The 14252-nt window shown below is 62.9% G+C and carries 13 protein-coding genes; 8 read left to right on the forward strand and 5 right to left on the reverse strand.

Annotated features, from left to right (window positions below):
* Positions 1-227 precede the first annotated feature (227 nt).
* Together BMZ79_RS15720 and fsa are read left to right on the forward strand one after the other, a co-directional pair.
* Positions 228-449 carry a helix-turn-helix domain-containing protein gene (locus BMZ79_RS15720; RefSeq protein WP_090641524.1) on the forward strand — a complete coding sequence of 74 codons (222 nt, stop codon included), beginning with the start codon at positions 228-230 and terminating at the stop codon, positions 447-449.
* Positions 450-807: 358 nt separating this feature from the next.
* On the forward strand, positions 808-1461 hold the full coding sequence (gene fsa, locus BMZ79_RS15725; protein ID WP_090641525.1) for a fructose-6-phosphate aldolase: 654 nt from the start codon (positions 808-810) through the stop codon (positions 1459-1461).
* A gap of 156 nt (positions 1462-1617) precedes the next feature.
* Here the strand turns inward: fsa and BMZ79_RS15730 are convergent, their stop codons facing one another.
* Positions 1618-2229, reverse strand: a complete 612-nt coding sequence (locus tag BMZ79_RS15730; protein WP_090641527.1) for a TetR/AcrR family transcriptional regulator — start codon at positions 2227-2229, stop codon at positions 1618-1620.
* A 232-nt stretch (positions 2230-2461) separates the two neighbouring features.
* Here BMZ79_RS15730 and BMZ79_RS15735 point away from each other — a divergent pair, with 232 nt between their 5' ends.
* Complete coding sequence (locus BMZ79_RS15735; protein ID WP_090641528.1) at positions 2462-3931, forward strand: DHA2 family efflux MFS transporter permease subunit; 1470 nt, start codon at positions 2462-2464, stop codon at positions 3929-3931.
* 195 nt (positions 3932-4126) lie between these two features.
* Here BMZ79_RS15735 and glsA read toward each other — a convergent pair whose 3' ends face one another.
* Entirely contained in the window at positions 4127-5062 is a 936-nt protein-coding gene (gene glsA, locus BMZ79_RS15740) for a glutaminase A (protein WP_090641529.1), read from the reverse strand.
* 153 nt (positions 5063-5215) lie between these two features.
* Between glsA and BMZ79_RS15745 the strand changes: the two genes are divergently transcribed.
* The 3 genes from BMZ79_RS15745 to BMZ79_RS15755 all read left to right on the forward strand — a co-directional run bounded on the left by BMZ79_RS15745 (position 5216) and on the right by BMZ79_RS15755 (position 8859).
* The gene (locus tag BMZ79_RS15745) at positions 5216-5890 is read left to right on the forward strand and encodes a tetratricopeptide repeat protein (protein WP_090641531.1); all 675 of its coding nucleotides are present in this window, start codon (positions 5216-5218) and stop codon (positions 5888-5890) included.
* A gap of 195 nt (positions 5891-6085) precedes the next feature.
* Positions 6086-7834, forward strand: a complete 1749-nt coding sequence (locus tag BMZ79_RS15750; protein ID WP_090641532.1) for a sensor histidine kinase — start codon at positions 6086-6088, stop codon at positions 7832-7834.
* A gap of 290 nt (positions 7835-8124) precedes the next feature.
* Positions 8125-8859, forward strand: a complete 735-nt coding sequence (locus BMZ79_RS15755; protein WP_090641533.1) for a YheC/YheD family protein — start codon at positions 8125-8127, stop codon at positions 8857-8859.
* Between the two features lie 15 nt (positions 8860-8874).
* Here BMZ79_RS15755 and BMZ79_RS15760 read toward each other — a convergent pair whose 3' ends face one another.
* The 3 genes from BMZ79_RS15760 to BMZ79_RS15770 form a co-directional block, all read right to left on the reverse strand.
* Positions 8875-9843, reverse strand: coding sequence for a glycosyltransferase family 2 protein (locus tag BMZ79_RS15760; RefSeq protein ID WP_090641535.1), 969 nt, complete (start codon positions 9841-9843; stop codon positions 8875-8877).
* A 77-nt stretch (positions 9844-9920) separates the two neighbouring features.
* Positions 9921-10610: a glycosyltransferase family 2 protein gene (locus BMZ79_RS15765; protein WP_090641536.1), complete on the reverse strand. Its 690-nt coding sequence runs from the start codon at positions 10608-10610 to the stop codon at positions 9921-9923.
* Positions 10611-11636 (reverse strand): glycosyltransferase family 4 protein, encoded by a 1026-nt coding sequence (locus BMZ79_RS15770; RefSeq protein WP_090641538.1) that lies wholly within the window; start codon positions 11634-11636, stop codon positions 10611-10613. It lies immediately after the preceding gene.
* Positions 11637-11826: 190 nt separating this feature from the next.
* Here BMZ79_RS15770 and BMZ79_RS15775 point away from each other — a divergent pair, with 190 nt between their 5' ends.
* Both BMZ79_RS15775 and BMZ79_RS15780 read left to right on the forward strand, forming a co-directional pair.
* Positions 11827-12819, forward strand: coding sequence for a sugar phosphate nucleotidyltransferase (locus BMZ79_RS15775; RefSeq protein ID WP_090641539.1), 993 nt, complete (start codon positions 11827-11829; stop codon positions 12817-12819).
* Positions 12816-14111, forward strand: a complete 1296-nt coding sequence (locus BMZ79_RS15780; protein WP_090641541.1) for a UDP-glucose dehydrogenase family protein — start codon at positions 12816-12818, stop codon at positions 14109-14111. Before BMZ79_RS15775 ends, BMZ79_RS15780 begins: the two co-directional genes overlap by 4 nt.
* Positions 14112-14252: the final 141 nt, after the last annotated feature.

The raw sequence follows: 14252 nt of genomic DNA on the forward strand, positions 1-14252 counted from the left end.
CGCCTTCCGCTTTGCTCGCGTTTAGAGCGCGCCGAGAACAGGACCTATCGGCCGCAATCGCGCGATTATGCGGCCGCGATGGCCTTTAGAACGCGAAACCGGACGAATACCCGCCCATTTTTACGGATAACCGCACCACTCCATAAGCCCTTTCATATGATACTTTGACTGTATCCCTTAACCTTGTTACACCATAAAAACCCGAGCAAGGAGGGGTGACAAATTTAATGGGTAGCGACCAGAAGAGCAAGTTCTTATTAACTCATCGTGAACGCGAGGTTTTCGAACTGCTTGTGCAGGATAAGACGACTAGAGACATCGCTCAGCAGCTGTTCATCAGTGAGAAAACCGTACGTAACCACATTTCCAACGTCATGCAAAAGTTGAACGTTAAAGGTCGTTCACAAGCGGTTGTCGAGCTGATCAAGCTTGGGGAATTAAAAATTTGACGTTCTTCGCCGCATACCTTGCTCAAGCCTTCTAGCAGTGATTCCGTATTTATACGGAATCGTTGCGAGAAGGTTTTTTGACGCCGGGATGAGATAGCTTATGCCACGGCCGTTACGCGCGCGCGGACCGAGCGCGCCGGGTCATTCGCGGTTCGAAGGCGGTTGCGCGCCTTGCCTCGCGGATTCAAGGGCGGCTCCCGCCGGGGAAGGAAGAAGAGGAGCGGCGCCGCGGGAAGGGCCAAGCGGCTCGGCAGTCCGACGCGAAAGGAGTCGTTTCGCGGCTTGCGGGGGACTTGCCGGACAAGCCCCGGCCCTGCCGGCCGCCGCTCAATCAAGCGCAAATGGAGATGAAGGACGAATGAAATTTTTCCTGGATACCGCGAACATCGGCGAGATCAAGCGGGTCGCGCGGCTCGGTCTCGTGGACGGCATTACGACGAACCCTTCGCTGGTCGCGAAGGAAGGGCGCGCCTTCAAGGAAGTCGTGCAGGAGATCTGCGCGTTCGTGGACGGGCCGGTCAGCGCCGAGGTCATCGGCACGAAGGCGGAGGACATGCTGAAGGAAGCCGGCGAGCTGGCGCAGTGGGCGCCGAACGTCGTCGTCAAGCTGCCGATGACCGAGGACGGGCTGTTCGCCTGCCATGAGCTGTCCCGCAGAGGCATCAAGACGAACGTGACGCTCGTGTTCTCCGCCGCGCAGGGCCTGATGGCGGCGAAGGCCGGCGCGACGTACGTCAGCCCGTTCATCGGCCGGCTCGACGACATCGCCGCGGACGGCATGCAGCTCGTGCGCGACCTCAAGCGGATGCTCGGCAATTACGGCTTCGAGACGGAGATTATCGCCGCGAGCATCCGGAACGTCGGGCACGTCGAGCAGGCGGCCCTCGCCGGGGCGCACATCGCGACGATTCCCGGTTCCCTGCTGCCCGCGCTGTGGAAGCATCCGCTGACCGACATCGGCATCGAGAAGTTTCTGAGCGACTGGAACAAAGCCGCGCTGCAGCCGAAGTAAACCGGACGGCCGGCGAACGGCAAAAAGGACGCTCCCGCGAAGCAGGTGCGAGGCACCTCGTTTCGCGGGAGCGTCCTTTTTGCCGCGCGTTCGCGCGCGCCTGCGCCGAGCGCGCCGGCACCCGTGCCGTGCAAACCGTACGAAGCATGCGGCCGGTCAACCATCCCGGCGGAAAAACAAGCCGTCGTAGAAGCGGATGTATTTCGCCTTGATCTCCTCGATGGAGAGCCCGCGGTCCTTGATCAGGTAGTAGAAGTTGCTCGGGTTGAACGATGCCGCGATCGTGAAGGCGGCGAATTCCGCGTCGCAGGCCGGCGCCTCGCCGTTTTCGGCCGCTTCGTTCAGCAGCGTCTCCAGTGTGGCGACGACGTAGACGAACGGTTCGGCCTGATAGACGTTCGTCTGCTCCTCCTGGCACCACGCCGACGGCTTGATGGCGTTCAGCCAGTCGATCTCCCGGGAGATGAAGCCGAGGATGCGGTCGAGGAATCCCGACAACCGCTCCCGTACCGGCGTGCCTGCAGCCTGCTCGAAGTACTGTTCGATCTCGGCCTTGAACCGCCGGGAGCTGTCCGCCATCAGCTCCAGGCACAGCTCGGCCTTCGAGGAATAGCGCCGGTACAGCGTGCCTTGCCCGACGCCGGCGGACTTGGCGATCTGGTGCATGCTGACGCCTTCCACGCCGTGCTCGAGAAACAATTGCGAAGCGGTATCGAGAATGAGCTCGCGATGCCGGGCGGCGTCCTTCCGTTCGTTGCGCTGCTGCATAAGCGATGACCCCCTGTAATTTTTGAAAACTTTACACGCCGTTCATTGACAACGGGCGCGCGGTCCGGTAAGCTGTGTATAGAAAACGGACAATTGTCCATTTTTACAAAAAACCGCACGGCGACGAATGACCCGCGCTGCTATCATTTTAACCTTACCTTCGATGTAGGGTCAATGAGCGGCAGGAAGCGGCGCCGATAGCGGAATCAACGATTCGGGTAGGAGGGTATGCATGTCGGCACAAGCAACATCCGCTGCAAGCATGGAGGAGCCGTTTTCCATCAAGAAAATATTGGCCCCGCTCGCAGCCATCATCATCGGCATTTTCATGGTCGTCTTGGACGGTACGGCGGTCAACGTCGCCATTCCGGGCTTCATCAAGGAGTTCGACTCCACGTTCCAGATCGTCGGCTGGACGGTTACGGGCTACGCGCTCGCGCAAGCCGCCGCGATCCCGCTTTCGGGCTGGTTGTCCGACCGGTTCGGCGCCAAGAAGGTCTTTTTGATTTCCGTCTTTCTGTTCACGTTGGGCTCGCTCTTGTGCGCCCTGTCCACTTCGGTCGAGATGCTGATCACGTTCCGCGTGCTGCAAGGCCTCGGCGGGGGCATGGTGCTTCCGATCGCGATGGCCTTCACGTACCGCCTGAGCCCGCCCGAGAAGGTCGGCCAGGTCATGGGCATGATGGGCATTCCGATCCTGCTCGCGCCGGCGCTCGGTCCGGTGCTCGCGGGCTGGCTGATCGAATCCGTCAGCTGGAAATGGCTGTTCCTGATCAACATCCCGATCGGCATCGTCGGCATCCTGCTCGGCATCCGCACGCTGCCGCGCATCGAGCGCAAGGAAGTCGCCGCGCTCGACCGCTTCGGCTTCGTCCTGGCGCCGCTCGCGTTCGCCGGCCTGTCGTACGGCGTTAGCGAAGGCGCGAACGGCTGGGATTCCGCGAAGACGCTCACGGGCATCATCGTCGGCGCCGTCGCGCTCATCCTGTTCGTGATCGCCGAGCTGTCGCGCAAGGAGCCGCTGCTGGAGCTTCGCGTGTTCCGTTCCTCGGATTTCTCGCGCGGCATCATCGTGCAGTGGATCTCGCAAATCGCCTTGTTCGGCACGATGTTCCTCGTGCCGGTGTTCCTGCAGAACGCCCATGGCAAAGGCGCGCTCGACACGGGTCTCATCATGCTGCCGCAGGCGATCGCGGCCGGCGTGTTCATGCCGATCGGCGGCAAGCTGTTCGATAAGATCGGCGCGCGTCCGCTCGTCTTCGTCGGCATGCTGCTCGTCACGGTGGCGGCGTTCATCCTGTCCCGCGTCGACGCGGAATCAAGCATGATGATGATCATGGGGCCGCTCGCCCTGCTCGGCGCGGGCATGGGACTGTCCATGATGCCGCTGAACACGCATCTGATGCAGTCGGCGCCGCGCGAGCTCGTCGGCCGGGTGACGTCGCTGACGAACGCGGCGCAGCAGGTCATGACCTCGTTCGCGGTCGCGGGCCTGTCCACGATTCTCGCGAAGCGGATGGAAGTGCACGCCGCGGCGGCGAAGAGCCAGCTCGACGCCTACTCGCAGTCGTTCGGCGACACGTTCCTCGTGCTGACGTTCATCGCGGTGTTCGGCGCCGTGCTCGGCCTGATGCTTCGCCGTCCGGCGAAGGTCGAAGGCCAAGAGGGCGCGCAGCCGGAAATGATGATGCACGTCGGTTAACCGGCGCAACGAACAAAGCCGTGCAGGCTCCATGCCCGCACGGCTTTTTGTTTGTCTCCCGTCCTTGTCTCCCGTTCTTGTCCTCCGTCCTTGTCTCCCGTTCTTGTCCTCCGTCCTTGCCCTCCGTCCTTGCCCTCCGTCCTTGCCTTGCCCGTGCTCCGGAGCCGGCGGCCTTGCGCATACGTAGGGGCCGCTTTAGAACATCGACCAATCCAGCTCCGCGGCCATCGTCTCGAGCAGATGGACGCCGGCCGTGCTGTTGCCCTTCGCGCCGAGCGCGGGACCGACGACGCCGATGCCGAAGCGTCCGGGCACGAGCGCGAGAATGCCGCCGGACACGCCGCTCTTGGCCGGTATGCCGACCTGGATCGCGAACTCCCCGGAGGCGTTGTACATGCCGCACATGAGCATGAACGCTTTGGCGATCTGCACGTACCGGCGCGGCACGAGCCGCCGTCCGCTGACGGGGTCGATCCCGCCGAGCGCGAGCACGAGCGCCATCCGCGCGAGCTGCCCGCAGTCGACCTCGACCGCGCAGTGGCGGAAGTACGCGCCGAGCACGTCCTCGACGTCGACATCGTCGCCGAGCACCTCGTTGTCCTTCAGAAAATACGCCAGCGACCGGTTGCGGTGGGCCGTCGCGGATTCCGAGCGGTACACGTCGAGGTTGACGTCCAGGCGCGCGCCCCCGGCTGCCTCGCCGAAGAAGGCAAGGATGCGCGCCGTCTTGGCCGCGGGCGTATCGCCGCGGATGAGGGAGGTGACCGCGATGGCGCCGGCGTTGATCAGCGGGTTGAACGGCTTGCCCGGCTCCACGAGTTCCAGCTTCAGCATGGAATTGAAATCGTCGCCCGTCGGCTCCTTGCCGACCTTCGCGAACACGCCTTCCTCGCCGTTGTCCATGAGCGCGAGCAGCAGCGTGAATACCTTCGAGATGCTCTGCATCGTAAAGCGCAGCTCCGCATCGCCCGCGGAGACGGTCTGGCCGTCGGCCGCCATGACCGTAACGCCGAGCGCTTCCCGCGGCGCTTTGGCGAGCTCCGGTATATAAGAAGCCACGTCTCCCTCGCGGGCTTTCGCCCGGCTTGCCTCCACCCAGCCCGGGAGCTTGGCGCGCAGTTCGTCCAGCATCGAGATCGCCTTCTTTCGGAATGATTGCCGTTGCTTGCTTCCAGTGTACGGCCCGGCGGGGCGGCGCGCAAGACCGCAAAGGCGCTATCCGGGACCGGGCTTATCGTGTACAATTATGGCAGGTTTACCATTCTTTATTGCGGCAGGTGGCACATGGTCAAAGTATTGTTGATCTTATTTTTAGCGCGATTGCTCGGGATTCCGTTCCTGGGAATCATCGTCTTGCTGGTCGTGCTGTACGCGGTCGAGCGCCGGTTCCTCGGCCTGACGCCGAGCATCGTACGGCCGCTCCGCCGTTTCGGGACGATCCGCCGGTTGCGGCAGCAGATCGCGATGAACCCGAACGACATTCCCGCCAAGCACGAGCTGGCGCGGCTTCTCGTCGAACGGAAGCGGTTCGCGGAAGCGAAGTCCTGGCTCATGCCGCTGCAGGATCCGCTGGACAACTCCGCGGAATTTTGGGACGATCTCGGCGCCAGCCTCGCGCCGCTGGGCGAGACGGACGCGGCCGAAGCGGCCTTGCGCAACGCGCTGTCCATCAACCCGCGGGTAAAGTACGGGGCGCCGTACCTGCGGCTCGCGTCCCTGTACGCGAAGAAGGATCCGCAGAAGGCGATCGGCTGCCTGCAGGAATTCCGCGGCATCCATTCGTCTTCCATCGAGGCGTATTACCGGCTCGCGGGCCTCTACGCGGAGCTCGGCCGGAAGGACGAGGCGAAGCGGATGCTCGCCGAATGCGGCGCGATTTACCGTTCGCTGCCCCGCTACAAGAAGCGCCAGGAGCGAAGGTGGGCGGTGCTCGCGTGGTTCAAGCGCATGCGCGGCTAATCGTGCGCGCGAGCGTTTGATCGGAATCTTTCATCGCTTCGGAAAAATATGCGCGCAGTGCATCATTATTCCAGGCAAGTTTATTTCTCATATTGTCACTCTGTTCGAAATCCGTCATAATGGGAAGCGCCTGGCACCATCGCGCTCATCCGCGACGCCGCAGAAAATACAGGTTTTGATCGGAGAGTACGGGGAATGCGTCGTAATGCTTGGCTATTGGTAATCATCATGATCGTGGTGCTGCTCGGCGCGAACAACACCGTGTATTATTTCACGACGAAACAATCGCTGGAAGACGGGCTGCAGCATGAACTCGATTCCGTCGCGAAGCAGATCGGCATCTCGATCGAGACGTCCCGCAACGGCGCGGAACTGTACCAGGCGGAGATCGGCCGGGAACTGCGGGCCGCCTCCATCGCGACGCAGTACGCGCTCGATCCCGACGTCGAGAAGGTCTCGAACGACCAGCTCGCGGAGCTGGCGAAGAAGCTCGACCTGGTCGACATCACCCTGCTGAAGCGGACGGCCGACAACATCGTGCTCTATAAGTCCTCGGATCCGAAGGAGCCGGGCTACGAGACCGACGGCTGGGATCCGTGGTACAAGGCGTTCAACCAGCTGTTCGACGACAAGAACGTGACGATCGGCTGGGGACAGACGCTGACGAACTTCTGGACCGGCCCGTTCGAGTTCTCGACGACGTCCACCGACCAAATACATAAATGGGGCTACTACTTCGACGGCTCCACGAACTATATGACGGACCCGTACATCAGCTACCAGAGCCGGCAGCTCGGCTACGACACCGCGACGGGCGTCGGCAAGCTGATCGCGGACACGCTGGAAGCCAATTCGTGGCTGAAGGAGATCGCGGTCATCAATCCGGCGACGTTTCCGGACGGCAAGAACCAGACCGTCACGGACAACGGGGAGAAGCTGGACCACCGGACGCAAAATCCGATTATCGAAGGCGCGTACACGCTCAAGGACAAGCGCGACGCCGCGAACGTGAAGACCGCGAACGAGAAGGACGCCAAGGTGTACCAGGACGCGACCGTCGGGGGCGAGCGCGTCATCAAGCTGTTCATCCCGGTGGACGTGGACACGAAGGTGGCCAGCATGCTCGACGGCGACGGGAAGCCGATCCCGCGGTACGTGCTGTCGCTCGTGGCGGATTACGGCACGATTCAAGACACGCTGGACAAGCAGTTCCGGAACATCGGCATCATCATGGCCTGCGCGTCGGCGGTCAGCCTGGCGCTCTTGTACGGCGCCGTCACGGCGTACCGGAAGTCGCAGGACAAGCTGGCGCGCCGGGCGCAGGAGACGTACCTGGACGAGATCAACGGGATGTTCCAGTCGATCCGTTCTCAGCGCCACGACTTCATGAATCACGTGCAGACGATCCGCTCGCTCGCGGAGCTCGGGAAGACGGCGGAGCTGCGGGCGTACACCGCGGAGCTGACGGGCGAGATCCATCAGATGAACGACATCATCAACATCGGCAATCCCGCGATCGCGGCGCTCGTCCGTTCCAAGATGCTGCAGGCGGACATGCTCAAGATCGATTTCGCGACGGAGTTCGGCGATATGAAGCAGCTGGGGCTGGGCATGAAATCGCTCGATCTGACGCGCTTGTTCGGCAATCTCATCGACAACGCGTTCGACGAAGTCATGAAGTACGGGGAAGGCAGCCGCGTCGTCCGGGTCTCGGGAAGCCAGCGCGACGGGTACTTCCAATGCGAGATCAGCAATACGTGCCTCCATGCCGGGGAGCTGCGGGACAAGCCGCTCTTCAAGGCGGGCTACACGTCCAAGGGGGGAGGCCATTCCGGCCTGGGCCTGCACATCGTGAAGTCGCTCGTCGACAAGTACAAGGGCGATATCGCCCTGGCGCTCGACGAGCCGGATACCGTGACGTTCATCATTAAAATTCCGTCCTGATCCGCCGTTAGACGGCCGCGGGGAGCTTGGACTCATACGTGCGTTTTACCCGGGAGCAGCCCGGCAGCCATCGCGAATGGCCGCCGGGCCGCTTCTTTTTTAGGTCCGGTTCCGGCGAACGTCGCGCCTTTTGCGATCCGGCCCGTCCGCCTTGCCGGCCGTACGAACGTCTTCTAGTACATCTATCTGCCGCCGGCAGCCGCCTAGCAACAAGCGCGAGAGTCATGAATAGGGTGTAAGGGTGTATCGGGCAATTCGGAGAATCGAATTCGAACGCAAAGGAGAATCGTATGCCGCGTTATGTAGCAAGCAAATGGAGAAAGACGGCCGTGCTGCTGGGCAGCGCGCCGCTGGCCGAACACGTGCCGGATACGGCGAAGATGACGGCGGCCGCCCTGCAGGACCGGTTGAACCGCTACGGGATGGTGTACGTGAAGCCGGACCGCGGCATGCACGGCAATGGCGTGATGCGGGTCGAAAGCGCCGGCGACGGCTACCGCTACCAGGCCGGCAAGCGGATTCGGAGATTCGCTCGGTTCGGCGCGCTGTACGGCTCGCTCAAGGCGAGAACCCGCGGCAGGCGGTATCTCGTTCAGAAGGGCATTCACCTCCTCGAATACGGCGGACGCAAGTTCGATCTGCGGGTCATGGCGCAGCTGAGTCCTTCGAAGAAGTGGGAGACGACGGGCATCATCGGCAGGGTTGCCGCCAAAAACAAGATCGTGACCAACTTCCACGGCGGCGGCAAAATCGTAACCGCGGAAACGCTGCTGCGCGCGCATGCGGCGCAGCCGGCCGCGAAGCTGCAGGCGCTGGCGAAGCTGGGCGCGCAGGCGGGAGCGGCCATGCAGCGGGCGTTCCCGGGCGTCAGCGTGATCGGCCTCGATATCGCGCTCGACCGCGCGCTGCGTCCGTACATCCTGGAAGTCAACACGGCGCCGGATCCTTACATCTTCAGGAAGCATCCCGATCCGCGGGTATTCCGGAAGATCATGCGGTACGCCCGGGCAAACGCCAAGCGGTAACGGCCGTCCGGGGCGTCAAGGACGCCGCCGCATAGACAGCGCACGGCCGAAAGGGGCAAGCACGCCCTTCGCTTGGTCATTCCCCGCGCCGTTCCCCGCGCCGCCCGCCGCGCTCTTCCCCGCGCCGTTCGGCAAGCCGTTCGCGAAGCCGTTCCGTGCGCCGCCGCCATACGCCAGGCCGGCACCGGCCGGACCGCTCCAAGCCTGCGCGCCGCCCGCTTGCCCCGCGTCGTCCGGACGAAGCGCCTCCGGCAGCGGCAGCTGGTCGAGCGACCGCTCCACGTAGGGCTTGAAATCGGCGGTGCGGACGATTTTCGCGCCTTTGGAGGCGAGCAGGCGCTGCTCCGATACCTGCCACGTATGCGATTTCCGGTTGGGGCGGCGGTACGCGGCGAAGTTGTAGGAGGAGCTCGTGAACACCTTGTAGCCGTTCCTCAGGCAGGCGTTGACGAAGCGGACGTCCGATCCCGCGGCGACCTTCGCCGAGAAGGCGACCTTCTTGAACACCCGCTTCCGGAACATGATGGTGGCGCCGGCGATGCGCCTGCACCGGCCGTACGGCTTGACGGTCGTTCGGCGCAGCAGCAGCAAGGAGCGGTGCGGGAAGAAAAAGTAGCAGGAGCGCTTGCCGACGACGTCCGCCTTCTTCTTGGCGAACAACAGCATGGCTTCGTCCAGGTAACGGGGCGCGTAGTAATCGTCGTCGTCGAACTTGGCGACATAGGGGTAGCGGGCGCGGGCGACCGCGTAATTCAAGCAGGCGCCGAGGTTGCGGCTCCCGTCGACGCGGAACACGCGGACGCCGCCGTAGCGGGCGGCCAGCTCCTTGTAGGGGCGCAAAGCGATGCCGTTGTCGTTGACGATGACGATCAGCTCTTTGACGGGCCAGAGCTGGCGTTCGAAGTTATCGAAAATATCCTGCATGTGCTTCGTCCGAATGGTGGAGGTCACGATCGTAACCCCCGCGGTCCGGTTCGCGGCCATAGCTTCGCCTCCTCATGGACGAATCAAGGTCAACCGGCCGGCGGTTGACCTTGCGCGCGTTCTCTCGCCTCCCGGCGTTAATTGACGTACCGGCGGAAATTCGTCGTCCGGCGCAGGAACCTGCAGTGCCGCATGTACCGGCGCGTGCTCTTTTTCTGCGTATGGCTGTTCCAGTTTTTCCGGCGGACGCAGACATAGTGCCGCTTGGAGACGGAGAAGACGCGGTAGCCCCGGCTGACGCAGCGCGAGAGCCAGCTGGAATCCGTGCCGACCTTCCGGTAGGCGGGGAATTTGACCCGGCGCCAGACCGATTTGCGAAACACGAGCGTGCCGCCTTTGACGTTGCGCTTGTACTTCCACTCGCCTCCCCGGCGGAACACCATCAGCGTCTTCTTGGCGTTGAAGTAGAGGTAGGCGGTGTGCTTGCCGACGATGGCCGCCCGGCCGTGCTTGATCGCGCGCGCGGCTTCCCGCAGAAACTTGGGGCCGTAGTAATCGTCGTCGTCGAACTTGGCGATGAGGCCGTTGTCCGCTTTATTGATGGCATAGTTCAAGCACCTGCCGAGCCGGTACTGCTGGGGAAGCTGGTACACGGTGACTTCGCCTTCGGGGTATTGGCTCGCCCGCTCCTTGTAGACCTCGATGTCCATGCTGTCGTTGTTCAGGACGATGATCATTTTCTTGTTCTTCCAGAGCTGGCGGTCGTAATTCTCGAACACGTTGTCGATGAAGGCGGATCTCATCGTGCACGCGATCACGGTAACCATCTAATCCTCATCTCCGTTCGACATAGATTGAAGCTTCGATTTGCGCCGGTTCCATAGCGTGTTTTGCTTGATCTTGTACAGCTTCTTGTCGATGACCCGGCGATACAGCTTCAGGAACGCGTCCGTCATGTTGCGGTCCGAGTAGCGGGTCCGGGCGTACCGCCGAAGCGCGCGGGCGCTGGGCAGCCGCTTGCGGTTGCGGACCTTCGCCGCCATGCCGGCCGTCGTGTCGCACACGAGCCGCGGCACGCCGCGCAGCACCTCGGGGACGGCGCCGCGGCGGAAGCCGAGCACGGGCGTGCCGCTCGCCATCGCTTCGACGAGGACGAGCCCGAACGGCTCATCCCAGGTCGAGGTGAACAGGACGCAGTGCGCGTTAGCCAGCAGCGCGCGCTTGCGGTCGCCGCCGACGGCGCCGACGTAGCGGATTTTTTTGCCCAGATGCGGCTTGATCTTGGCGTTGTAGTACTTCCTGTCGTTCAGCGTGCCGGCGATGATGAGCTTGCGGCCCGTCTTCTTGGCCACCTTGATGGCCAGGTGAACGCCTTTCTCCTTGATCAACCGCCCGAGGAAGAGCAAGTATTGTTGCTTCTTCTTCTTGAACGTGTAATCGTCCATGCTCATGCCGTTGTAGACGGCGTAGCCCTTCCCTCTGCCGTACTTCCTTAAAATGAATTTGCTCACGTAGACCCGGATCTGCACGCTTGACTTGATTCGCTTGGAATGGGACTGGCAGATGGTCGGGATCGGCGGATTCGCCTTGGCGACGATGCCGTAATGGTCGTGGATGATGTCGATGTCCGGCGGCATGTTCTTGATGATGAAATCCAGCTGCGCGGTCTGATCGTTCGATTCGTATTCGAACGTTTGGGTCGCGTTCGACGTCGAGCCCTTCTTGGCGAACAGGAACACCTCGTGCCCCCGTCTGACCAGCTCCTCCGTCAAATAATGCACGTCGCGCTGCGTACCTCCGTAATCCTTCGGCGGGACAGGTATCGTGTTCGTCGAAATTTGCGCAATTCTCATGTGTCCCTCAGCTCCTTAGGTCGATGTCTGCCATGGGCATTCACTGTAGGATATGAGCGGACTTCCGAGCGGGGCACGGCGCATTCATCAAATTCGGCGGCATTATCGGCTGCGCGAAGAGTTGGCCTATACCGATTGAAAGCAGTTTTCATAGAATATAGCAAGCGATGGAAGAGGGGAGTGAAAGGTTTTGAAGGGATTGATTCTCTGTGCGGGCAAAGGAAGCCGTCTCTATCCGTTTACCTATAGCCGGCCGAAGACGCTGATCCCCGTGGCGAACACGCCGCTGCTGCAGCTGGCGATCGTCAAGCTGACGGAGATCGGCATCGGCGAGATCGGCATCGTCGTGCATCCGTCCCAGGAAGCGGGCATTCGCGAACAGCTCGGCGAGGGAGAGGCGCTCGGCGCCGCGATCACGTATATTTACCAGCGCGAGGCCAAGGGCATCGCGCATGCGCTGAAACAGGCGGAACCCTACATCGGGGGGCAGCCGTTCATGCTGCTGCTCGGCGACAACTTGATCTCGGCTTCGCTGGCCGCGCTCAAGGACGATATCGAATCCGGCGCCGCGCAGGCGTCGCTGCTGCTCGCGGAGGTCGAGGTGCCCCAGGATTACGGCATCGCGGATATTCGCGATAGACGCATCGTCGGCCTGGAAGAAAAGCCGCAGGAGCCGAAGTCCAATCTGGCGGTACTCGGCGCGTACGCGTTCACGAAGGAGATTTTCGTCGCGGCCGGCGACATCCGGCCTTCCAAGCGCGGCGAGTACGAGATCACGGACGCGATCCAGCGGCTGATCGACTGGGGCTACGCCGTGACGTACCGCGTCACGGATCAGCTGAACATCGACGTCGGCACGACGGACCGGTGGCTGCGGGCCAACCGCAAGCTGCTCGCCGCGGAGGCGACCGCGAGCCGGATTCACGGCAGCGCCCGGCTGGAGGGCTGCACGATCGTCGAACCGGTGGCGATCGGCAAGGACTGCGTGCTGAAGGATTGCCGGATCGGCCCGTACGTCTCGATCGGCGCGGGCTCGACGCTCGACAACTGCAGCATCGAGAACAGCATCATTTTGAACGGGGTGCATGCGAAGGACGTGCCGTTCCCGATGAAGAACGTCATCGTCGGCGACCGCGCCGTCCTCGCAGGGGTGCCCGAGCATAAAGGAGTGGAAGAACCTTGAAAATCTTGATCGTAGGCACGGGTTACGTCGGCGCCACGACCGCCATGGTGTTCGCCGAAACGGGCTGGCAGGTGACCGGCCTCGACGTCGACGCCGGCAAAATCGAACGGCTGAAGGAAGGGCGCCTGCATTTTCACGAACCCGGCCTCGAGGAGCTGATCGCCAAGCACGTGCGGAGCGGAAGGCTGCAATTCACGACGGACAAGGCTGCCGCGATCGCCGGACACGACGTCGTCTTCATCTGCGTCGGCACGCCGTCCGGGACGGACGGCGGCGCGGATCTGCGTTACGTGCGGCAGGCTGCCGAGGATATCGCGCGCCATATGGACGGCTACAAGCTCGTCGTGACCAAGAGCACCGTCCCCGTCGGCACGCAGGAACGAATCAAGGCTTGGATCGCGCAGGCGCAGCCGGCGCCCCTTCCGTTCGACGTCGCGTCCAACCCGGAGTTTCTGCGGGAAGGCAAGGCCGTCGAGGACGCGCTCCGGCCGGACCGCATCGTCATCGGCGCCGACGGGCGGCGGGCGGCGGAGCGGCTGAAGAGTCTGTACGTCTCGTTCGCCTGCCCGCGGCTGGTCACCACGCCGCGCACGGCGGAGCTGATCAAGTATGCGTCCAATTCGTTTCTCGCGACGAAGATTTCGTTCATGAACGAGCTTGCCAAGCTGTGCGACAAGCTGGAAGTCAACGTAAGCGAGGTGGCCGAGGGCATGGGGCTCGATCCCCGGATCGGCCCGAGCTTCCTGCAGGCCGGCCTTGGCTACGGCGGCTCGTGCTTTCCGAAGGACGTCTCGGAACTGGTCGGCGCGGCGCGCAAGCACGACGCGGACCTGCGCATTCTAGAGCAGGTGATGGACGTGAACCGGACGCAGTCCGCCTACCTGTTGGACAAGGCGAGACTCCGGCTCGGCGGCTTCGCGGGACGGACCGTCGCGGTGCTCGGGCTCGCGTTCAAACCGGACACGGACGATATCCGGGAAGCGCCGGCGCTGCGGATCATCGACCGCCTGCTCCGCGAAGGAGCCGCCGTGCGGCTGTACGATCCCGTCGCGTCCTTGCCGGGCGGGGCCGACTACCGGGCGGTCGCGGTCTGCGAGGAAGCCGAGGACGCGCTGCGGGACGCGGACGCGGTCATGCTGTGCACGGAATGGCCCGCGTTCGGGCGCATCGATTGGGAGGAAGCGAAGCGGCTGCTCGGACAACCCAATTTCTTCGACGGTCGCAATATGCTGGACGCGGAGCGGATGCGCCGCATCGGCTATTACTATCAAGGCATCGGCAGCGGCTACTGAGCCTGCACCGATGATCCGGTTAGACGCAATGAAAGCCCTTCGCGCCATTCGCGTTCGCGGGAACGCTCGACTCGAGGGAGGACGCTTCGCGCCAAGTCCTCCGGCGGGTCTTTTTTGTTTTTTTGCGGGCCGCCGTGCGGC

The sequence above is a fragment of the Paenibacillus sp. UNC496MF genome (assembly GCF_900113915.1).
Taxonomy (GTDB): domain Bacteria; phylum Bacillota; class Bacilli; order Paenibacillales; family Paenibacillaceae; genus Paenibacillus_Z; species Paenibacillus_Z artemisiicola.